General features: G+C 71.2%; 19 protein-coding genes and 1 tRNA gene. 10 read left to right on the forward strand and 10 right to left on the reverse strand.

What is annotated here, in order from left to right; genetic code table 11:
• Nucleotides 1–31 precede the first annotated feature (31 nt).
• Both K6T13_RS03535 and K6T13_RS03540 read right to left on the reverse strand, forming a co-directional pair.
• The gene (locus K6T13_RS03535) at nt 32–2,473 is read right to left on the reverse strand and encodes a GcvT family protein (protein ID WP_222897157.1); all 2,442 of its coding nucleotides are present in this window, start codon (nt 2,471–2,473) and stop codon (nt 32–34) included.
• The gene (locus K6T13_RS03540; RefSeq protein WP_222897158.1) at nt 2,470–3,399 is read right to left on the reverse strand and encodes a choline/ethanolamine kinase family protein; all 930 of its coding nucleotides are present in this window, start codon (nt 3,397–3,399) and stop codon (nt 2,470–2,472) included. Before K6T13_RS03540 ends, K6T13_RS03535 begins: the two co-directional genes overlap by 4 nt.
• 126 nt (nt 3,400–3,525) lie before the next feature.
• Here K6T13_RS03540 and K6T13_RS03545 point away from each other — a divergent pair, with 126 nt between their 5' ends.
• Complete coding sequence (locus tag K6T13_RS03545) at nt 3,526–4,230, forward strand: HAD family hydrolase (protein WP_222897159.1); 705 nt, start codon at nt 3,526–3,528, stop codon at nt 4,228–4,230.
• Here K6T13_RS03545 and K6T13_RS03550 read toward each other — a convergent pair.
• On the reverse strand, nt 4,216–5,025 hold the full coding sequence (locus K6T13_RS03550) for a GntR family transcriptional regulator (protein ID WP_222897160.1): 810 nt from the start codon (nt 5,023–5,025) through the stop codon (nt 4,216–4,218). The genes K6T13_RS03545 and K6T13_RS03550 overlap by 15 nt on opposite strands.
• Nucleotides 5,026–5,137: 112 nt before the next feature.
• On the opposite strand from K6T13_RS03550, the gene eutH reads away from it, so the two are divergent.
• A complete protein-coding gene (gene eutH / locus K6T13_RS03555) occupies nt 5,138–6,400 on the forward strand; it encodes an ethanolamine utilization protein EutH (protein WP_222897161.1) in 1,263 nt (420 codons plus the stop codon).
• Between the two features lie 238 nt (nt 6,401–6,638).
• Here the strand turns inward: eutH and msrB are convergent, their stop codons facing one another.
• Nucleotides 6,639–7,043, reverse strand: a complete 405-nt coding sequence (gene msrB, locus K6T13_RS03560) for a peptide-methionine (R)-S-oxide reductase MsrB (protein WP_222897162.1) — start codon at nt 7,041–7,043, stop codon at nt 6,639–6,641.
• A gap of 61 nt (nt 7,044–7,104) precedes the next feature.
• Between msrB and K6T13_RS03565 the strand changes: the two genes are divergently transcribed.
• From K6T13_RS03565 to K6T13_RS03575, 3 genes are read left to right on the forward strand one after another with little or no spacing between them, the layout of a single operon-like run.
• On the forward strand, nt 7,105–8,178 hold the full coding sequence (locus K6T13_RS03565) for a ferredoxin reductase (protein WP_249423917.1): 1,074 nt from the start codon (nt 7,105–7,107) through the stop codon (nt 8,176–8,178).
• Nucleotides 8,179–8,217: 39 nt separating this feature from the next.
• Nucleotides 8,218–9,423 carry a fatty acid desaturase family protein gene (locus K6T13_RS03570; protein ID WP_222897163.1) on the forward strand — a complete coding sequence of 402 codons (1,206 nt, stop codon included), beginning with the start codon at nt 8,218–8,220 and terminating at the stop codon, nt 9,421–9,423.
• The gene (locus K6T13_RS03575) at nt 9,423–9,728 is read left to right on the forward strand and encodes a hypothetical protein (protein WP_222897164.1); all 306 of its coding nucleotides are present in this window, start codon (nt 9,423–9,425) and stop codon (nt 9,726–9,728) included. The genes K6T13_RS03570 and K6T13_RS03575 overlap by 1 nt, the downstream gene beginning before the upstream one ends.
• A gap of 79 nt (nt 9,729–9,807) precedes the next feature.
• Here the strand turns inward: K6T13_RS03575 and K6T13_RS17565 are convergent, their stop codons facing one another.
• Nucleotides 9,808–12,153, reverse strand: a complete 2,346-nt coding sequence (locus tag K6T13_RS17565) for a lamin tail domain-containing protein (protein ID WP_222897165.1) — start codon at nt 12,151–12,153, stop codon at nt 9,808–9,810.
• Nucleotides 12,154–12,374: 221 nt separating this feature from the next.
• On the opposite strand from K6T13_RS17565, the gene K6T13_RS03585 reads away from it, so the two are divergent.
• Together K6T13_RS03585 and K6T13_RS03590 are read left to right on the forward strand one after the other, a co-directional pair.
• On the forward strand, nt 12,375–13,463 hold the full coding sequence (locus K6T13_RS03585) for a DNA polymerase domain-containing protein (RefSeq protein WP_222897166.1): 1,089 nt from the start codon (nt 12,375–12,377) through the stop codon (nt 13,461–13,463).
• On the forward strand, nt 13,460–13,996 hold the full coding sequence (locus K6T13_RS03590; RefSeq protein ID WP_222897167.1) for a mycothiol transferase: 537 nt from the start codon (nt 13,460–13,462) through the stop codon (nt 13,994–13,996). The genes K6T13_RS03585 and K6T13_RS03590 overlap by 4 nt, the downstream gene beginning before the upstream one ends.
• 277 nt (nt 13,997–14,273) lie before the next feature.
• On the opposite strand, the gene K6T13_RS03595 is transcribed toward K6T13_RS03590, so the two are convergent.
• The 3 genes from K6T13_RS03595 to K6T13_RS03605 form a co-directional block, all read right to left on the reverse strand.
• Entirely contained in the window at nt 14,274–14,849 is a 576-nt protein-coding gene (locus K6T13_RS03595) for a hypothetical protein (RefSeq protein ID WP_222897168.1), read from the reverse strand.
• Complete coding sequence (locus K6T13_RS03600; RefSeq protein WP_222897169.1) at nt 14,846–15,937, reverse strand: ATP-dependent DNA ligase; 1,092 nt, start codon at nt 15,935–15,937, stop codon at nt 14,846–14,848. Before K6T13_RS03600 ends, K6T13_RS03595 begins: the two co-directional genes overlap by 4 nt.
• 110 nt (nt 15,938–16,047) lie before the next feature.
• A complete protein-coding gene (locus K6T13_RS03605; RefSeq protein ID WP_222897170.1) occupies nt 16,048–17,058 on the reverse strand; it encodes a glycosyl hydrolase in 1,011 nt (336 codons plus the stop codon).
• 244 nt (nt 17,059–17,302) lie between these two features.
• On the opposite strand from K6T13_RS03605, the gene K6T13_RS03610 reads away from it, so the two are divergent.
• A complete protein-coding gene (locus K6T13_RS03610) occupies nt 17,303–17,680 on the forward strand; it encodes a helix-turn-helix transcriptional regulator (RefSeq protein WP_222897171.1) in 378 nt (125 codons plus the stop codon).
• A 141-nt stretch (nt 17,681–17,821) separates the two neighbouring features.
• Nucleotides 17,822–17,900 (forward strand) — tRNA-Gln (locus K6T13_RS03615).
• A gap of 93 nt (nt 17,901–17,993) precedes the next feature.
• Here the strand turns inward: K6T13_RS03615 and K6T13_RS03620 are convergent.
• Nucleotides 17,994–18,746 (reverse strand): class I SAM-dependent DNA methyltransferase, encoded by a 753-nt coding sequence (locus tag K6T13_RS03620; RefSeq protein ID WP_222897172.1) that lies wholly within the window; start codon nt 18,744–18,746, stop codon nt 17,994–17,996.
• Between the two features lie 41 nt (nt 18,747–18,787).
• The gene (locus K6T13_RS03625) at nt 18,788–18,952 is read right to left on the reverse strand and encodes a hypothetical protein (RefSeq protein WP_222897173.1); all 165 of its coding nucleotides are present in this window, start codon (nt 18,950–18,952) and stop codon (nt 18,788–18,790) included.
• 53 nt (nt 18,953–19,005) lie between these two features.
• On the opposite strand from K6T13_RS03625, the gene K6T13_RS03630 reads away from it, so the two are divergent.
• On the forward strand, nt 19,006–19,695 hold the full coding sequence (locus K6T13_RS03630; protein WP_430227932.1) for a hypothetical protein: 690 nt from the start codon (nt 19,006–19,008) through the stop codon (nt 19,693–19,695).
• Nucleotides 19,696–19,724: the final 29 nt, after the last annotated feature.

The raw sequence follows: 19,724 nt of genomic DNA on the forward strand, positions 1-19,724 counted from the left end.
CGTCACTCCGGCACGGTGGTGACCCGCCGCGTCAGCGGATCCGCTCGTTGTCCGGGTCGACCAGCGAGCGGCTGCTGACCTCGACGGCCACCGACGTGCCCGCGACGTCCACGTCGTAGTCCCGCTCGCGGGCCTCCTTGAGGGTCAGCACCGAGTGGTCCGGCGCCCACACCCAGGCCAGCCCCACACAGGCCCCGAGCTCGTCGCTCCAGGCGGCGGAGGTCACCTGGCCGCAGGCTGCGCCCTCGCTCGTCAGCAGCTCGCCGCCCCAGATCATCGCGTCCGGGTCGGTCAGCCGCAGCGAGAGCAGCCGCCGGGTGACCCCGTCGGCTTTGGCGCGCTCCACCTGCTCGCGGCCGAGGAAGTGGCGGTCGGAGGACAGGTCGCAGGTGAAGCTCAGCCCGGCGTGCACCGGGCCGTAGTCCGGGGTGAGCTCCCGCCCGAACGCCCGGTAGCCCTTCTCGAGCCGCAGCGCGTCGATCGCGTGGTAGCCGGCCGGCACCGCGACGTCCCGGCCAGCCTCCATCAGCGTCTCGTAGACACCGGCGGCGTACTCGGTCGGCACCGACACCTCCCACCCCAGCTCGCCGACGTAGGTGAGTCGCGTCGCTCGGACCAGGGCGTGCCCGAGGGGCAGCAACCGGCTGGTCCCGAAGGGGAACGCCTCGTCGCTGAGGTCGTCGTCGGTCAGCTGGCTCAGCAGCTCGCGCGATCCCGGCCCCATCACGCCGTACGTCGCCAACGAGTTCGTGGCGTCCACGACCGTGCACCGCTGGTCGGCGTCGACGTGGCGGCGGATCCAGTCGAGGTCCCGTCGCCCGGCGCCGGCGGTGCTGAAGACGAGGAACTCGTCCCCGGCGACCCGGGTCACGGTGACGTCGGCCTCGTAGCAGCCGCGCGCGTTCAGCATCCCGGTGTAGACGGTGCGACCCGGCGCGACGTCCACGTCGGCGGTGCACAGCCACTGGAGCACCTCGACGGCGTCGCGGCCGAGTAGGGAGTACTTCGAGAACGAGGTCTGGTCGAACACCGCGACCGCCGAGTGGGTGGCGCGTTGCTCGGCAGCGCAGGCCTCGAGCCAGTCCGGCTTCCCCCACCCGTGCGACTGCTCCTGGGCGCCCGGCTGGAAGAACAGCGCCCGCTCCCACCCGTTCTTGGTGCCGAAGACGGCCCCAGCGTCGGCGAGGTGCTGGTGGGTGGGGGAGCGGCGCAGGCCGCGGCCGCGCTGCATCTCCCGGGTCGGCCACGGCACCCGGTAGTGCATGCCGAGCACCTCCACCACCCGCTCCCGCAGCCAGCGCGGGTTGCCGTCCGCGGCCGAGAAGCGGCGGATGTCCACCCCGTGGAGGTCGCTGGTGGGCTCGCCCTCGACGATCCACTCCGCGAGGGCACGCCCGGCACCACCCGCGCTGGCGATCCCGACGGAGTTGAAGCCCGCACCGACGTAGAACCCGCGCAGCTCGGGCGCTGCCCCGAGCAGGAAGTTGTTGTCCGGGGTGAAGCTCTCCGGCCCGTTGTAGAACTGCCGGATCCCCGTTTTCTCGAGGGCCGGGATCCGCTCCACGGCGTTCTCCATGACGATCGAGAACTGCTCCCAGTCCTCCTCGAGGAGCTGGAAGGAGAACGGGTACGGGACGTCGGCGGGCGCGACCCACGGCTTCGCCTCGGGCTCGAACCCGCCGACCACGAGCCCGCCGACCTCCTCCTTGAAGTAGGACCAGCCGTCCGGGTCGCGCAGGATCGGCAGCCGCGAGTGGACGCCCTCGATCTGGTCGGTGACCACGTAGAAGTGCTCGGCGGAGTGGAGCGGCACGGTCACCCCGCACATGGCCCCCACCTGGGCTGCCCACTGGCCGGCGCAGTTGACCACCACCTCGGTCTCGACGTACCCCGCGTCGGTCTCGACGCCGGTCACCGCACCCTGGGCGGAGGTGATCCCCGTGACCCGGACGCCCTCCAGGATCCGGACGCCACGGTCGCGGGCGCCCTTGGCGAGCGACTGGGTCAGGTCGGTCGGGTTGGCGGTGCCGTCGCCGGGCAGCCACAGCGCGCCGACGAGCCCGTCGGTCGAGATCAGCGGCCAGTGCTCGGCTGCCTGTTCGGGGCTGATCAGCTCCGCGTCCATCCCGTACGCCGCCCCGGCGGCCGCGGTGCGCCGCAGCTGCACCAGTCGCTCGTCGGTGCGGGCGAGGATCAGGCCGCCGTTCTGCTTGTAGCCGGTGGCGAGGCCGACTTCGTCCTCGAGCTGCCGGTAGAGGTCGGTGGAGTACTGCACCAGCTCGGTGCCGGTCTGGCTCGTGCGCAGCAGCCCCACCAGCCCCGCCGCGTGCCAGGTGGTGCCGCAGGACAGCTCGCCCTGCTCGAGGAGGACCACGTCGGTCCAGCCGAGTCGGGCGAGGTGGTAGGCGACGCTGGCGCCGATGACGCCGCCACCGACGATGACGACCTGGCTCCGCTCCGGCAGGGTGCTCATGCGCGGCTCGCCTCCTCCAGCAACCGGTCGAACCCGGGGTCGGCGAAGTCGGCCCGCGCCTTCTCGTAGCGGTCGTCGCCCCAGGCGCGGAAGTCGAAGTCGAGGGGGCTCGTGGCGGCCTGGATGTAGCCCCACAGCGCCCAGCCGTAGCGGGAGACCGTCGACTGCAGCCGCACCCGCGCGATCTTCGCGGCCAGGTCGACCGACGCGTCGTCGGCGTAGTAGGCGCGCGTCAGCTCCTCGGTCTGCTCGAGGCTGAGGTCGCACTCCGTGGCGATGTTGCCGAGCTCGAAGGACGGCTCGTTGTTGCCGGAGTACTCGTAGTCGATGATCCAGATCCGCTCGCCGTCGTCGAGGAAATTCTCCGCGAGCGTGTCGTTGTTGCACGGCAGGGTCGGCTCCGGGTGGTGCGCGAGGCTTCGTCGGATGCGGTCGAAGTCATCGAGGTGGTCGGTGTAGGTCGCCGGGTGCGCGAACCCTCGCCCGCGGACCAGCTCGAGGTAGCCGGCCTGCCGGCGGAACATGTCGAAGTCGCCCTCGAACCGCGGGCCGCAGTGCAGCTGGCGGCAGGCCCGTGCCACCCGGCCGACGACCTCGCCGTCGGCCTGGAAGGACTCGTTGCTGAGGGTCGTCGACTCGATGAAGCCGACCACGAGCACGCCGAGGTCGGGCCGGTAGTCGACGTACGGCGCGCCGACTCCGGACTGCTCGGCGGCCCGGGTGTTGGCGGCCTCCTGGTCGCGCTCGATGCCGAGCAGGGCCGCGTCGCTCTGGTCGAGCCGGGCCACGAAGCAGCCGTCGGGCGTGGTGACCTTGACGTTGTGGTTGGTCAGGCCGCCGGGGAGCGGCTCGATGGTGCGGGGTGCCCCACGCAGGGCATCCACCTGGTCGCAGATCTCCTCGATCCGGCTGCTGGTCCACTCCATCGGCTCACCTCGTGACGCCCGCTCCTCGAGCCGGCCCTCCGACCGGCCGGACCCGTCCCGACACGCTAGGGCAACCCCCGCTAAAGGTCTAGACTTCCGTCCGGTCGTCGAGGGAGGGAGGGGCAGATGGACGCCTCGGAGGTGCTCGCGCAGTGGTCCGCCCGCGAACCGCGCGCCCTGCTGCTCGACTTCAACGGCACGCTCTCCGACGACGAGCACCTGCTGCAGGAGATCTTCGCGGGGATCGTCGCCGACCGCTGGGGCGGCACCCTCACCGACGAGGACTACCGGACCCGGCTGCTCGGACTGAGCGACCGCGAGATCGCCGTCCGGCTGGCACACGAGCACGGTGATGCCGACGAGGGCGCCGTCGAGGAGATGCTCGCGACCCGGCAGGAGCGCTACCTGGCACGGACCGACGGCGGCACGACCGTCACGGAGGCCGCCCGCACCCTCGTGCGTGAGCTGCGGGACGCGGGTGCGAGGACCGGCGTGGTGACCGGGGCGCAACGCGTCGAGGTCGAGCACGTGCTGGCCGCGAGCGGTCTCGCGGACGCCTTCGACGTGGTGGTCTGCGAGGAGGACGTGCGGGCCGGGAAGCCCGATCCCGAGGGGTACCTGCGTGCGGCCGGCGCCCTCGGCGTACCCGTCGAGGCATGTCTGGTCTTCGAGGACTCAGGTGTCGGCGTCCAGGCGGCCCGAGGAGCAGGGATGACGGTCGTCGGCGTCAGCGGTGGCACGGACCCGGGGCGGTTGCACGAGGCGGACGCCGTGGTCGCGCGGCTCGGCGAGATGCCGGGTGAGCCGTCGCGCGGGTCAGCCGGCGGGTGAGGCCGCGCCCCATGCGAGGGCGCTGGAGATCCGGCTGGTCATGGTGAGGCGGGCCCGGTCGGCGCGGAAGAGGTCGCGGGCGAACTCGATGCGCACGCCGTCCGCGGTCTCGGTCGTCCGGATGACGCGGAGCAGCAGCGCACCGGGCTCGACGTCGAGCAGCGCCGCCACCTCCTCGTCGGCCACGGCTGGCTCGACCTCCTCCAGCGCGTGTGCGGGCACGTGTCCGTAGCCGCTGCTCATCAGCCCGTAGAGGGACCCGCTGAGGTCCTCGTCGAGCAGCTCGGGGAAGGCGGCGACGGGCAGCCAGGTGTCCTCCAGCGCGACCGGCTCGTCGTTGGCCAGCCGCACCTTCTTCACGCGGTACGCCGCCTCGCCGGCCGCCAACTCGAGCGCGTCACGCACGTCGTCCGGCGGCGCCTCCTGCGTGGCCGAGACGACGATGCCGCCGGGGCGGACCGCCGAGCGGCGCATCTGCTCGGTGAAGCCGGGCAGCCCCGTGAGGTCGTGCTCGACGCGGGGCTCACGGACGAAGGTGCCGCCACCGCGACCACGCCGACGCTGGATGAGCAGCTTCTCCTCCAACGACGCGAGAGCCTGGCGCAGCGTCATCCGGCTGACGGCGAAGAGTGCCGCCAGCTCGCTCTCGGGCGGCAGCCGGTCGCCGGGGGAGAGCGCACCGGCCCGCACCTGCCCCTCGAGCCACTGCTCGATCCAGGCGTGGGCCGGGCTGGTGCCCCGGTCGTCGGGCGAGATCGCGTCGAAGGGCGGCTCCGACCCGTCGAAGATCCGCATGGAGGCAGCCTAGACCGGTGGCCCACGTCCCCGGCCGACTCCGGCCCAAGGTCTAGACCTATTGGTGACGGAGGCCTACAGTCAGGGCGCAACGCAGCCACCGGGAGGGACCATGGCCGTTGTCGGAGACGTCGTCCTCTACGTGATCATGGCGTTCGTCGTGATCGGCGCCATCGCCGCGATCCGCGACGACAAGAAGGGCATGGGCGCGGAGTTCATCAACGGCCTCTACTCGATCGGGCCGATCTTCCTGCCGGTCGCGGGGATCATGGCTTCGATCCCCTACCTGTCGAAGCTGGTGGAGGTCGTCGTCGCCCCGGTGTGGTCCGCCGCCGGTGCCGACCCCGCCCTGGCAGCGACCACGCTGATCGCCTCCGACATGGGCGGCTACCAGCTCGCCGAGTCGGTCTCCGGCTCCGACGCCGCGTGGATCATGGCGTTGATCACCGGCTTCATGGCGGGCGCCACCATCGTCTTCTCGATCCCCGTCGGCCTGGCGATGCTGGACAAGAAGGACCACAAGTACATGGCGCTGGGGATCATGTCCGGGATCCTCGCCATCCCGATCGGCGTCCTGATCAGCACGGCCACGATCAAGCTCGCCGACGTCCAGGTCCGCGGCGAGGCCGCGACCACGGGTCCGAGCGACGTCTCTCTCGACCTCACCTGGGGGTCGATCCTCGTCAACCTGATCCCCGTCACCATCTTCCTGGTGGTCGTCGCCGTCGGGCTCAAGATGGTGCCCGACGTGATGGTCCGGATCTTCCTGACGTTCGGTCGCCTGATGGATGCCGCCATCAAGATCGTGCTGGCGGTGGTGATCGTCGAGTACTTCACCGGCTTCGGCTCCCGGGTCTTCGGCGCCTGGGGCTTCGACCCGATCATCGCCGACACCGAGGACCAGTTCCGGGCGCTTGAGGTCGCCGGCTACATCGGGATCGTGCTGGCCGGCGCGTTCCCGATGGTCTACGCCATCCGCACCTACCTCGCGGGACCGGTCGCGGCCGCAGGCCGTCGGCTCGGGATGAGCCCCGAGGGCGCGACCGGCGTGCTCGCGGCGGCCGCCAACATCCTCGCGCTCTACCACCTGATCGCGAAGATGCCCGCCAAGGACAAGGTCATGACGATCGCCTTCGCCACCTGCTCGGCGTTCCTGCTCGGTGACCACCTCTCCTTCACCGCCAACTTCCAGCCGACGCTGATCGGCCCGGTGATGCTGGGCAAGCTGACCGCCGGCATCCTGGCCATGCTGCTGGCCCTCTGGATCGCGGTCCCCTCCGCACAGCGCATGGAGCGTGAGGAGCTGCGGGACGGCGACGGGACCCGGCGTCCGGGCGGGACCGACGAGGACACCGCCGCCCCCACCCCCGCCTGATTCGCCGAGCCGTCACTTCAGCTGGTTCGAGGCGTGCCGAGCCGTCAGTGCAGCTGGTTCGCATCCAGCCGAGCCGTCACTTCAGCTCGTTCGCCTGCGGCCCGCCCTGGCTCGCGCCGGCTGAGTCCACCTCCGTGGCGGCTCGAAACGATGCGAACAAGCAGGAGTGACGGCTCGCGTCGATGTGAACCTGCAGGAGTGACGGCTCGGCGGGTTGTGAACCAGCCGAAGTGACGGGTCAGCTGTTGTCGGCCGGCTCCAGGGTCAGGCTGATGCTGTTGATGCAGTAGCGGTCGCCGGTGGGGGTGCCGTAGCCGTCGGGGAAGACGTGCCCGAGGTGCGAGCCGCAGTTGGCGCAGCGGACCTCGGTGCGCCGCATGCCGTGGCTGTCGTCCTCGAGGTACTCGATGGTGTCGGTGATCGGCTGGTAGAAGCTCGGCCAGCCGCAGCCGGAGTGGAACTTGGTGTCGGACTCGAAGAGCTTCGCCTGGCACGCCTTGCAGCGGTAGACGCCCGTGGTCTCGGTGTCGGTGTACTCCCCGGTGAACGCCCGCTCCGTGCCGGCCTGGCGCAGCACGGCGTACTCGTCGGCTGAGAGCTGCTCGCGCCACTCGGCGTCGGTCTTCTCCACGTCGTAGCCCATGTGTCACAAACTACTCGCCCGACGGTTGACCTATTCAGTGGACACCTGTTCACTGATCGGGGTGACCACCACGATCCCCTGGCAACGGGTCCGGCAGGTCGGGTCGAAGCTCACGACACCGCTGCACCCCGACGACTACCTGCGGCTGCTGAACCCGTTGTGGACGGCGCGGGAGCTGCGCGGCCGCGTGGAACGGGTCATCCCCGAGACCGAGGACGCCGCGACCCTGGTGATCCGGCCCGGGTGGGGCTGGCGGTGGGACCACCGCCCCGGGCAGTACGTCGGCATCGGCATCCCCGTCGACGGCCGCTTCCAGTGGCGCTCCTACTCGGTGAGCTCGCCGTCCCAGCGGCGCGGGCGCACCATCAGCATCACGGTCCGGGCGATGCCCGAGGGGCTGCTCTCCTCGCACCTGGTCAACGGTGTGGCGCCGGGCACCATCGTGCGGCTGGCCGCCCCCGAGGGCGACTTCGTGATGCCGGACCCACCGCCGGCACGGGTGCTGTTCCTGGTGGGCGGCTCCGGCATCACGCCCGTGATGGCCATGCTGCGGACGCTCCACCGGCGCCGGACGATGCCCGACGTGGTGCTCCACTACTCCTCACCGACACCGGAGCGGATGATCTTCCGCGACGAGCTCGCCCGGCTGGAGGAGGAGCACACCGGGCTCACGGTCCACCGGCTCCACACCGACACCGACGGCCTGCTCGACCCGGCCGACCTCGACACGATCTGCCCCGACTGGCGCGACCGGGAGACCTGGGCCTGCGGACCGGGGCCGATGCTCGACGCGATCACCGGGCACTTCGAGGCCAACCGGCTCGCCGACCGGCTCCACCTCGAGCGGTTCTCGCTCGAGCTGGGGGGCGACGGCGGCGAGGGCGGCACCATCACCTTCCGCAACTCCGGCCGGAGCGTGGAGGCCGACGGCGCGACCACGGTCCTCGAGGCCGGCGAGGAGGCCGGCATCGGCATGCCCTACGGCTGCCGGATGGGGATCTGCCACACCTGCACGCTCACCCTCGTCAGCGGCCGGGTCCGCGACCTGCGCAGCGGTGACGAGTACAGCCAACCCAACGAACAGGTGCAGACCTGCATCACCGCCGCGGTGGGCGACTGCACCCTCGACATCTGACCGACATCTGACTCAGCCATCTGACCACCAGGAGGACGCATGGCCATCTCGGACGTGAAGGAGTACACCCACCTGACCGAGGAGGAGGTGGAGCAGATCGGTCGCGAGCTCGACGCGATCCGGGCCGAGATCGAGGAGTCGCGGGGCGCCGCCGACGCGGCGTACATCAACCGCCTGATCACGGTGCAGCGCGGGCTGGCGGCCGCCGGCCGGGTGGCGCTGTTCGCGAGCAACCGGACCTCGGCCCGGACCCTCGGCATCTCCCTGCTGGCGCTGGCCAAGATCCTCGAGAACATGGAGATCGGCCACAACGTCATGCACGGCCAGTGGGACTGGATGAACGACCCGGAGATCCACTCCTCGACCTGGGAGTGGGACACCGCGCAGCCGGCCGAGCAGTGGAAGCACTCCCACAACTACGTGCACCACCAGTTCACCAACGTGCTCGGCTACGACAACGACATCGGCTACGGCATCCTGCGCATGGCGAGGGAGCAGAAGTGGCACCCCGCCAACCTCGGACAGCCGCTCTACAACGCGATGCTGGCCACCGCCTTCGAGTGGGGCGTCGCCCTCCACGACCTCGACATCGAGCGGATCCGCAAGGGCGAGAAGGACCCGCAGGAGATGAAGCGGCAGCTGCGGCAGATCGTCCGCAAGGGCCGCAACCAGATCCTCAAGGACTACGTGGTCTACCCGGCCCTGGCGGGACGCCACTGGCGGAGCACCCTGACGGCCAACCTCACCGCCAACGTGATCCGCAACCTGTGGTCCTACGTGATCATCTTCTGCGGCCACTTCCCGGACGGCGCCCTGCACTTCACCGAGGACGAGATCGAGGACGAGACCCGTTCGGAGTGGTACCTGCGGCAGATCCTGGGAGCCGCGAACTTCCGCGGCGGCCCGCTGCTCCACATCCTCAGCGGCAACCTCGGCTTCCAGATCGAGCACCACCTGTACCCCGACCTGCCGAGCAACCGGTACGCCGAGATCTCCGAGCGGGTCCGGGCCCTGTGCGAGAAGTACGACATCCCCTACACCACGGGACCGCTGCACGTGCAGTACTGCCAGGCGCTGCGCACCATCGTCAAGCTGTCGGTGCCCAACGACTGGACGTCGACCGACCAGCCGGACCCGCCCAGCCCGGCGCGGGAGCGGCGCAGGAAGTCCGACGCCGAACGGCCACCGCGCCGCCGGGAGCTGGGCGGCTGGTCGCGCTCGCCACGGCAGCGGGGGGCCGCCTGATGCTGACCGAGGCCTCGCGGGTGCACGACCGCCGCTGGGTCACCCAGTGCGCGCTCTCCCGGATCTGTGGGGGTTGCGCGATGTCGCTGGGACGGCCCGTGGTGTTCGTGGGTACGCCGGAGGAGGTGGCGCGCAACGCCTTCCACCTCCCGCCGCTGCACGAGGGGTGTGCCGAGGAGCTGTGTCGGCAGCCGGGGGCGGACCCACGCTGGGAGCTCGTGTCGACCGCCGGCTTCGAGTTCGTGCGGCCAGGACGGGACGAGGTCGAGGACCGGCCGACGTTCCAGCCCAACTCGCTGCTCTGACCAGCAGGCGGGCCCGGCACCCCTGCCAGGGGTGCCGGGCCCGCCGTCGGTCGTCCGGAGCGGTTCGGTCCGGAGCGGTTCAGAACGTGAAGCGGGCGACCGAGGGGTCGTGGTCGCTGAGCGGGTTCTGGAACTCGGCGTTGACGTGGACGATGTCGTACGCCGCACTTCCGGCCAGCGAGGCCGAGGCCAGGATCTGGTCGAGCACCTGGCTGTTGCCCTGGTAGACGTAGCTGTACCTCTCGTTCGCCGGCAACGTGCGCGGCAGGCTGGTCAGCGACGTCGCGCCGGAGCCGACGAGGATGTCGGTGGTCCGGCTGAACTCGAAGTCGTTGATGTCACCGAGGACGACGACCCGGGCGTTCGGGTCTGCCGCCAGCAGCTGGTCCACGAAGCCGCGGACGACGCCGGCCTGGTCGTGGCGCTTGGGCTCGGAGCTGTTGACCGGCGGTTGCACCTTGCCGAAGAGCGGGTCGTCTCCGCCCTTGCTGCTGAAGTGGTTGGCGATCGCGAAGACCTTCTTGCCGTTCCAGGTGAACTCGCCGACCAGCGGCTTCCGGGTCGAGGCCCACGCCGTGTTCTGCGGGTCGACGCGGCCCGGCGAGTGGCTCAGTGCCGTGCTCGCGCCGCTCCCGGTGACGGTGGTGGCGGTGGTCGCCGTCGCCGTGCCGCGGTCGACGAAGGCGAGGCCGCGGTCGGTGCGGAAGAGGAACGCGACGCGGATGTTGCCGCCGGGCTCGCCGCCGTCGGCGCCGTCGGAGGGGTCGATCTGTCGGTAGCTGTACGACGGACCACCCGCGGCCGAGATGGCCGAGATCAGCTTGCCGTAGGTGGTGGAGGCCGAGACGACGCCGTTGTTGGTGGACCCGCTGTTGTCCTGCACCTCCTCGAGCGCGATCAGGTCGGGCGACTGCAGGTTCGTGACGATCTGCTGGGCCAGCCCGTCGAACTTCGACTGCGGGTCGCTGGGGTCGAGGTTCTCGACGTTGAAGGTGGCGGTGGCGAGGGTGCCCGCCGGGGCCGCGGTGGTCACCTCGGGGGTGAGCGTCCCGGCGACGACCGCCGGGGTGGCGGTCGGCAGCAGCTTGAAATTGCTGAACGAGTAGTCGAGGACGCCGGTCACCGAGGCGCCGAGGGTGTCGCCGACCTTCGCCTGCGGGGCTGCCGACAGAACGTCGTCGAGCAAGACACGCTCGGGGTTGAAGTCGGTCGCCGAGACCAGGATGCCGCCGCGCGGCGTGCGGACGCCGGAGCCGTTCGGGACGACCGCGGTCTCGCCGTACTTGTTGGTCGCGCCGACGACCTGAGGCGCGTTGACGGTGACGCGCATGCCCTCCATCGACTCCCAGAAGTCGATGCCGTCGGTGGCGGCGTCGAAGGTGCCGGAGGTCTCGACGTTGCCGGTGGCGTCGTCGTCGATGACCGAGGCAGGCGGCACCCGCCCGCCGGAGCCGACGACCGTGGCGGTGGGTAGCGGCTGGCCGCTCCCGGTCTTCGTGACCGTGGGGCTGGTGACCTCGGTGATGGTGAGGTTGTCGCTGCTCGCGCCGCCGGAGCGGTACTCGGTGACGGTGCCGCCGACCTCGACGGCGTCGCCGACGACGACGGTCGGGGCGGTGGAGGTGTAGACGAGGATGCCCTCGCTCGTGGCCGGGTCGGCGTCGGCGCAGGCGTCGGTGTCCTGCATCCAGAACCCGGTCGCGGAGGTGGCGACGACGATGCCGGCGAGGCCGGTCACCGAGCCGGTCTGGCCGGTGTGGGAGGCCTTCTGGACGTCGTGGATCCGGGTGCCGGTGCAGCCGCCCGGCGTGCCGCCCCCGCCGCTCGCGGCGCCCGGGGTGGGGGCGACGGCCGCGAAGTCGTTGCCGTTGTGGTCGGTGTCCGCGCCGGCGCGGGTCAGCGACGTCGTGTTGCTGCCCGACGGCGCCTTGGCGGTCTCGAAGTCGTTGGCGGACCCGTAGCCGACGAAGTCCCTCACCGAGGCGTGGGTGTCGCAGTTGCTGCCGCACGGCAGGTTGGTGTTGTTCGTGACCAGGGCGACCTTGCCGCTGGTCGCGCTCATGTTGGTGGTGCCGGTCGCCTGGGGCGTCGGCAGCGCGGCACCGGTGCTGCCGCCGGCGAGCTGGACGAGGTACGTCGCGCCCGGCGCGATCGAGCCGCTGAGCGCGGTCTTGTTGCTCCACGACGAGCCGCTGGCGGAGGCGTACTGCACGCTCCAGCCCGCGAGGCTGACCGTGCTGCTGCCGAGGTTGCGCAGCTCCACGAAGTCGTTGCGGTAGGGGGCGCCGGAGTTGCCGCCACCTCCGTAGACCTCGCTGATCACGACGTCGGACGACGTCGCCACTGCGGTGGTGGTCGGAACCGCCACGAGGGCGGTGCCGATGGCCACGGCGAACGCCGCGGCGAGGGGAGAGAGTCTGGTCACGTGCGACTTCCTTCGTGATGCGGGGGGATCCCCACGTGGGGTCGCTCGGTCGGGTGGCCCGAGCCGAAGCGAAGCCAAGCACCTCGGGGACCTGCTGGGAAGAGACAGGCCGGGAAGCTTCCAGCTGCTCGCCCGCACGTCGTGCCCCGTTCACCGCCACGCCAGGTGGGAGAGGGGTCGGGCGCCCGAGCGGGCCGAGCCGGCCCGCTAGGTTGAACGGCATGGCCAAGACTCCCGCCGCGATGGTGGTCGCCGGTGACCGGGAGGTGCGCGTCAGCAGCCCGGACCGGGTGATCTACGAGGCGACGGACCGGACGCCCGCGGTGACCAAGCTGATGGTGGCCGAGTACTTCGCCTCGGTCGAGGACGGACTGATGCGGGCGCTGCGCGACCGGCCGACCGCCCTGGAGCGGTGGACCTCCGGCGTACGGCCGGGGATGAAGCTGGCCACGGGGCCGCAGGACCGCGACGCCGACGCGTTCTACCAGAAGCGGGTGCCGAAGGGCGCCCCCGACTACCTCGAGTCGGTGGGCATCACCTTCCCCTCGGGCCGCACCGCCGAGGAGATCTGCCCGACCGAGATCGCGGTGCCCGTGTGGTGCGCCCACATGGGCACGCTGACCTTCCACCCCTGGCCGGTACGCCGGGCTGACGTCGACCGGCCCGACGAGCTGCGCATCGACCTCGACCCGCAACCCGGCACCGGGTTCACGGACGCGGTCCGGGTCGCAGGCGTCGCCCGTGAGCTGCTCGAGGAGCTCGGCCTCACGGGCTGGCCGAAGACCAGCGGCAACCGCGGGGTGCACGTCTACGTGCGGATCCGGCCCGAGTGGGAGTTCACCGACGTGCGGCACGCCGCGATCGGGTTCGGGCGCGAGCTCGCGCGCCGCGACGACCAGGTCACCACGGCGTGGTGGAAGGAGGAGCGCGGGGAGCGGATCTTCGTCGACTTCAACCAGAACTGCCGCGACCGGACCATCGCCTCGGCGTACTCGCTGCGGCCGATCCCCGGCGCCCCGGTCTCCACGCCGGTGACCTGGGAGGAGCTGGCGACGCTGACCGACCCGGCGGACTTCCACCTGTTCTCGGTGCCCGACCGGGTGGCCGACGGCGACCCCTGGGCCGGCATCGACGACACCGCCCACGACCTCGAGCCGCTGCTGGCGCTATGGCGTGAGCAGGGCGAGGTCGAGCTCAACTACCCGCCCGACTACCCCAAGATGCCCGGCGAACCGCCTCGGGTGCAGCCGAGCCGCAAGGTCGCCGAGCACTGGGACGAGCACGGCAACCGGATCGAGGACCGACCGTGACCGAGCCTGGTCGTGAGGACGGGGCGGGTCCGGCCCGGTGGGCGGACTACCTCGACTGGGTGCGGGGAGAGCTCGTCGCCGGTGTGCTCGGGCTCCCGCCCGAGCAGCAGCGCACCACGCGGGTGCCGAGCGGGTGGACGCCGATCGAGCTGCTGTCGCACGTGCTCCACATGGAGCAGCGCTGGTTCGTCTGGGGCTTCCTGGGTGAGCCGGTGGCCGAGCCGTGGGGTGACTGGAACGTCGAGGAGCCCTGGGCCGACGACGACTCCGGCACGGTCCGCGACCGGGCCCGCTGGGTCGTCGCGGACGAGGTGACGGCGGATCACCTGGCCGCGCAGGTCGAGGCGGTCGGCAGGCGGACGCGGGAGGTGGTGCTGGGCCACGCGCTCGACGACACCGCGGCACGGGGCGGGAGGTTCGCGGACGACCCGCCGACCCTGGAGTGGATCTGCTTCCACGTGCTCGCGGAGTACGCGCGGCATGCCGGCCACCTCGACATCGTGGTCGAGCTGGCTCACGCCGACGGCGACTGAGCACCCCGGAAACGTGATAGACCCGCTTGGCGAACCAAGCGGGTCTACATCTCGGGAACCGAAGTCCGTGGGTGGGCTTCGGGCCCTGGCGCCTCGTACCCCCCCGGTGCAAGGTGCCTCTTCAATTCGCGAACTCAGAACCCCCCGGATCTGGTCCGCAGTAGGCTCGATCCCCCCGGTACGAGCCTGGTGTCAGCGACGGAGATCTGACCCATCAAAGGTAGGCCGGAGGCGGGTCTGCCCACACCCACGGAGGGTCCACAGGTGGGTAACAAATTCACACACCCGTGGCCCCCTCGCCTCCGCCGGCCTGTTCGGCGAAGGTCTCGTGCTCGAGCAGGTGCAGGCAGGGGACGCCGATCTTGCGGCGCGCGCGCGAGGTCCAGTCGAGGTGGAAGAACTCCGCGACCACGTGCGGGCGGGTGAGGATGATCGCCTCCCGGCCGTCGACCTTCGCGACGTGCTCCGCCAGCGCGTCGATCGGCGGCTCGGACACGACCGTGCCGCGCGCCTCGGCGCCGGCGGCCCGCAGGGCGGCCACGCTGGCCTGGAGGTCGTGCTCGGAGCGCTCGCGGCAGTCCTTGCGGACCGCGTCGAGGTCGACGTCGCTCATCACCATCGCCGGGGACGACATGACCTCACCGGCCGCGAGGGATCCCATGGCCGACTCGATCCTGGCCGCGGCGTCCTCCAGCGGCAGCAGCACGTGGTAGACGACCCGGTCCTCGATCTCCTCGTGGAGGGACCGCACCTGCCGGGCGTCGTCGGCACTGACCGCGTGCTCGACGAGCATCACCACGTCGTAGGTGCCGACGCCGTCGTGGATGTCCTCGTTACGGATGTCCTGGGTCATCGCGAACCTCCACCCTCGATACCGAGAATTCTAGCCAGGTCGTAGCTCACCGGCTGCTCGAGCTGCTCGTAGCCACACGACTCGGGGTCGCGGTCCGGGCGCCACCGCTTGAAGTGGGCGGTGTGCCGGAACCGGCGGCCCTCCATCGCGTCGTACTTCACCTCGAGGACACGTTCGGGCCGCAGCGGCGTGAAGGAGAGGTCCTTGCCCTGGCTCCAGCGGCTCTGGGTGCCGGGAACCCGTCCCGGGTTGGCCACGAGGAACTCCGTCCACTCGCCCCACGGGTGCTCCTCGATCGGGCACACGAGAGCCTGGAGCTCCTGCCACAGCTCGGCCCGGCGCTTCTCGGTGAAGCTGGCACTGACCCCGACGTGCTGCAGCTTCCCTCCGTCGTAGAGCCCGAGCAGCATGCTGCCGAGCAGGGGCTTCTCCGGGGTGGAGGTCTTGTGCTCGCGGTAGCCGGCCAGGACCACGTCGGCGGTCCGCTCGTGCTTGATCTTGAGCATGCTGCGCAGGTTCTCGCGGTACGGCGCGTCCAGCGGCTTGGCGATCACGCCGTCCAGCCCGGCGCCCTCGAACTGCTCGAACCACTGCTCGGCCTCGGCGGGATCGGTCGTGGTGCGGGTGAGGTGGCACGGGCCCGGGAGCCCGGCCAGCACCTGCTCCATCGCCGCGCGGCGCTCCGAGAAGGGCCGGTCGACCAGCGAGTCGTCGCCGAGGGCCAGCAGGTCGAAGGCGACGTAGCCGGCCGGGGTCTCCGCGGCCAGCCTGGAGATCCGTGACGCGGCGGGGTGGATGCGCTCCTGGAGCACCTCGAACTCGAGGCGATCACCGATGGCCACGAAGAGCTCGCCGTCGAGGACGCAGCGCTCCGGGAGCTGCTCGCGGGCGGCCACGACGACCTCGGGGAAGTACCGGGTCAGGGGCTTGGTGTTGCGACTGGTCAGCTCGACCTCGTCACCGTCACGGAACAGCAGGCAGCGGAAGCCGTCCCACTTGGGCTCGAAGCTCCAGCCGTCCTCGTGGGGCACGCCCTTGACGGCCTTGGCCAGCATCGGCTTGACGGGTGGCATGACCGGGAGCTCCACGGGAGCAGGCTAGCGCCGCGGCGACCACCGGAACCGCTTCCCGGTGGTCGGCCGCGGCGTCACCCTCCGGCGGCGGCACGTGAGCCCGTCACAGGCTCACCGGGTCGCGGTCAGTCGCAGGTGTCCGGCTTGCCGTTGCCACCGTCGTTGCCGTCGTCCCCCTTGGCGAGGACGTCGTGCACCTGGTGGTACTCGGGCTTGCGCGACCAGTCGGCCCGCACCAGGCCGAACCGCGTCTCCGGGTCGCGGCCCGAGCCCGGGTCGTCGAGCAGCTCGTAGCGGAAGGCCTTCTGGACCCGCTCGTGCTTCGCGATCTTCTTGATGCCCTCGGAGCCGTGGCGGGCGGCGTCGGACTCGCTGGTGGGGCGGTGACCGGCCTTGCCGTTGTAGGTGGTCCACCCGGTCTCGGTGATCCACACCGGCATGCCGTCGTAGGCGATGTCGACCTTCTTCAGGCGCGAGTCGAGGCCGTTGGTGATCTCCTGGCCCCGCGGGTAGGAGTGGAGCGAGGCCACGTCGCAGTACTTGTGCACGTCGCGCTGGGCGAGCTGGCGGTACCCGGCGCCGTTGTTGCGGTCCTCGACGACGTCGTGCATCGACGGCGATAGCACGCGGGCGTTCTCGAGCTCGTGGTGGCGGTTGCGCGCGTCCCAGATCGCGCGCTGGATCGCGATGGTGCGGTCGGCCCAGTCGCCGCGACCGGTGTTGTTGGGCTCGTTGACGCCCTCGAAGCCGAGCACGATGTCGCCGTACTCCGCGGCGATGTGGTCGATCCGGTCGGAGACCTCGGCGGGGCCCAGGCGGAACGACGGCGGGGCGACGGGCATCAGCCACTTGATGTCGTAGCGGCGGCAGAGCTCGGCGGCGCGGCGGCAGGTGGCGCTGCGGGGGTTGATCAGGCCGCGGATCTGACGGACTCCGAGCTCGGCGAGATCCTCCATCCAGCGGTCGGTGTGCCCCCACATCGGGTCGCGAGCCCAGTTGGGGTGGGTGCAGACCCCGTAGGCCTTGTGGAGCGTGGAGGGGCTGGTGGCAGCCGCTGCGCGCGTCGGGAGGTCGACACTGACGCCGGCAGCGGTGACGGCGGCAGCGCCCAGGAAGGCGCGTCGGGTGACGGGCATGGGGGGTACAGCTCCTTCTTCGGTTACCGGGGGGCCGCCTCGCCGCCGTACTCCCGAGCGTGCGGCGGCCGAGACTGAGCGAAGACTTTGCCATCAAAACCCACCAAAGGCAACCATTTCCTTCCGCGGGTTGGGAGAGATGTGTGGCACAATTGAGGCTCGCTCCCGTCCCCGCGGGGGTGCCTGGCAGTCCTCCCCTCGGTGGCTGCGTCCCGCGGGTCGGGCCGTGGGATTGGGGGTTTCGATGGAGGGACTCGACGGTGCCGTCGAGACGGTGTCGAACGGAGCTGACGTCGGCGTGGCCGTGGCCATCAAGCGACGCCGGATCGGCCTGGGTCTCAAGAGCGTCCGCGAGTTCGCGGAGCGCTCCGGAGTGAGCCGGGAGGCGGTGACCGCCGCCGAGCGCGGCATGGCCTCGCAACGGACCTACGAACGCCTCGAGGCGTGGCTCGAGAGCGCCGAGCGCGAGCGCGGGACAGCGCGCGACGACAACGTCGTGGAGTTCCGGCTCACCGGCGAGGCCGGCATCGACGTGGTCGTCCGCGGCCCGGTCACCGACATGTCCGAGCTGGAGGCGACCGTGACCCGGCTGATCCGGGAGATGAGAGGCGTCTCGGCCTGAAGGCGGGTCCCCGGTTGGTCTGCCGGGCCGTGGTGCCTGCCCCGCCAGGCGGGGCCTTACGCTTCTTCTCGCGATCCCCGGTTGGTCTGCCGGGCCGTGGTGCCTGCCCCGCCAGGCGGGGCCTTACGCTTCTTCTCGCGATCCCCGGTTGGTCTGCCGGTAGGGCCCGCCTGACTTTGAATCAGGACTAGCGACGTAGGTTCGACTCCTACCCGGGGAGCGAGAGACCGCAGCGAGGTACGAGCGGAGGTCCGAGCTCCCCCAGGGAGCCGGGGAGCGAGAGACCGCAGCGAGGTACGAGCGGAGGTCCGAGCTACCCCATCGAACCGGGGAGCTGCCACACCGACACGTGGCCCGGACTCTCGGCCGTGAAGGAACTCCGCCGCCAGTCGGCGTACCTCGCCTCCAGCGTCATCCCCGCCAGCCGCGCCATCAGGTCGAGCTCGCTGGGCCAGACGTAACGGAAGTTGCTCACGCCATAGCGGTAGGTCGTCCCGTCCGCCTCGCGGCTGAAGTGGTGTGAGGTCGCCTGCTGGGTGACGGGGTCGTAGGTGTCCAGACCCACGTGGTCGTCCGAGACGTCGAACGGGACCGCCTGCTGGCCGGGGGGAAGCCGGCGCAGCTGGGGGACCCCGAGCTCGACGACGAACCGCCCTCCGGGACGGAGGTGGCGCGCGGCGTTGGCGAAGACAGCGACCTGCTCGTCCTGGGTGCGCACGTTGCCCAGCGAGTTCCAGACGACGTAGACGAGCGCGAAGTCGTCGCGCGCCGCCGACGCCGTGGCCATGTCGTCGACGACCACCGGGATCGTGGCGGGCGAGACCTTGCGGTGCAGCTGCGCAGCCATCGGCGCCGACAGCTCGATGCCCGTGACGGGTATCCCGCGTTCGGCCAGCGGCACCGCGACCCGCCCCGTGCCCACCGCCAGCTCCAGCGCCGGTCCGTCGTCGGCGAGGTCGGCGAGGAAGGCCACGGCGGGATCGAGCACGTCCGGTGCGAACATCTCGGCGCACACCGAGTCGTAGCGCCGGGCCGTCTCCTCGTCCCAGAGATCACTGGTCGACATGCCGACACCCTCGGCCACACGCGAGGACAGTGTCGACCGGATTACTGCGCGCGGCCCTCCGCCTCCGCCAGCCGCCGGTGCAGCCGGTCCCGCACCTCGTCGGGGGTGTAGGAGCGCCGCTGACGTTCGCGGCGTGCCACGGCGGCGCCGGACACCGCGACGCCGACCACGCCGGCCAGGCCCAGCCACTTCCACCACGCGCGCATGCCCCGGAGCCTAGTGAGCGTCGTGCCGCCGCGGGCTGCCCGACCGGGGCAGGATGGGGTGCGTGCCCGCACCGTTGTCGCTCGACGCAGCCGCCGACCTGACCCGTACCGGTGACCTGTGGTTGTTCCGGGGCCGGACAGTGGCCGACCGGGCGATCCAGACCCTCACCAACAGCCCGGTCAACCACGTCGGCCTGGCGGTGGTCCTCGAGGACCTCCCGCCACTGCTGTGGCACGCCGAGCTCGGGAGGTCCGTCCTCGACGTGTGGAGCGGCGGGTACCACCGGGGGGTCCAGCTCCACGACCTGCGCGAGGCCGTCGAGCGGTGGCAGGACACCTATGCCCAGCAGGCCTGGCTGCGACAGATCCAGCCGGAGGTCGGGCGCGAGCAGGAGGACGCCGCACTCCGCGCGATCGCGCGGCTGGACGGCGTCTCCTTCCCCACCACGCTGCGGCTGGCCGGTCGGTGGCTGCGGGGCCGGGACTCCTACGTCTCGCGTCGCCGTCGTCAGGCACCGCGCGTGCGACCCGAGGCAGCGTTCTGCGCGGAGACCGTCGCCCTGACGTTGCAGGAGATGGGGATCGTGGCGGACGACCGGCGTGCGGAGTGGTACGACCCCGGCACGTTCTGGAGCGGCGAGTACCTGCCGCTCACCGATGACTGGAGCTACGGCCGCGAGATCCAGGTCGGCGAGGTCGACCGGAGCCGGCCAGCCCCGAGCAGCCGCCACCGCTGGCGCTGAGCGGTTCCGCCGAAGGCCGTTAGTGTGGC

It is taken from the genome of Nocardioides coralli, from assembly GCF_019880385.1.
Taxonomy (GTDB): Bacteria; Actinomycetota; Actinomycetes; order Propionibacteriales; family Nocardioidaceae; genus Nocardioides; species Nocardioides coralli.

What these genes read in the sequence shown, in the direction of transcription:
- msrB (WP_222897162.1), bottom strand. Translation starts at nt 7,043, where the DNA reads ATGGGCTACGACGTGGAGAAGACCGACGCCGAGTGGCGCGAGCAGCTC.
- K6T13_RS03605 (WP_222897170.1), bottom strand. Translation starts at nt 17,058, where the DNA reads ATGCCCGTCACCCGACGCGCCTTCCTGGGCGCTGCCGCCGTCACCGCT.
- K6T13_RS03550 (WP_222897160.1), bottom strand. Translation starts at nt 5,025, where the DNA reads ATGCGGATCTTCGACGGGTCGGAGCCGCCCTTCGACGCGATCTCGCCC.
- K6T13_RS03585 (WP_222897166.1), top strand. Translation starts at nt 12,375, where the DNA reads ATGGCCAAGACTCCCGCCGCGATGGTGGTCGCCGGTGACCGGGAGGTG.
- K6T13_RS03630 (WP_430227932.1), top strand. Translation starts at nt 19,006, where the DNA reads ATGGGGTGCGTGCCCGCACCGTTGTCGCTCGACGCAGCCGCCGACCTG.
- eutH (WP_222897161.1), top strand. Translation starts at nt 5,138, where the DNA reads ATGGCCGTTGTCGGAGACGTCGTCCTCTACGTGATCATGGCGTTCGTC.
- K6T13_RS03570 (WP_222897163.1), top strand. Translation starts at nt 8,218, where the DNA reads ATGGCCATCTCGGACGTGAAGGAGTACACCCACCTGACCGAGGAGGAG.
- K6T13_RS03595 (WP_222897168.1), bottom strand. Translation starts at nt 14,849, where the DNA reads ATGACCCAGGACATCCGTAACGAGGACATCCACGACGGCGTCGGCACC.
- K6T13_RS03610 (WP_222897171.1), top strand. Translation starts at nt 17,303, where the DNA reads ATGGAGGGACTCGACGGTGCCGTCGAGACGGTGTCGAACGGAGCTGAC.
- K6T13_RS03620 (WP_222897172.1), bottom strand. Translation starts at nt 18,746, where the DNA reads ATGTCGACCAGTGATCTCTGGGACGAGGAGACGGCCCGGCGCTACGAC.
- K6T13_RS03575 (WP_222897164.1), top strand. Translation starts at nt 9,423, where the DNA reads ATGCTGACCGAGGCCTCGCGGGTGCACGACCGCCGCTGGGTCACCCAG.
- K6T13_RS03625 (WP_222897173.1), bottom strand. Translation starts at nt 18,952, where the DNA reads ATGCGCGCGTGGTGGAAGTGGCTGGGCCTGGCCGGCGTGGTCGGCGTC.
- K6T13_RS03545 (WP_222897159.1), top strand. Translation starts at nt 3,526, where the DNA reads ATGGACGCCTCGGAGGTGCTCGCGCAGTGGTCCGCCCGCGAACCGCGC.
- K6T13_RS03540 (WP_222897158.1), bottom strand. Translation starts at nt 3,399, where the DNA reads ATGGAGTGGACCAGCAGCCGGATCGAGGAGATCTGCGACCAGGTGGAT.
- K6T13_RS03535 (WP_222897157.1), bottom strand. Translation starts at nt 2,473, where the DNA reads ATGAGCACCCTGCCGGAGCGGAGCCAGGTCGTCATCGTCGGTGGCGGC.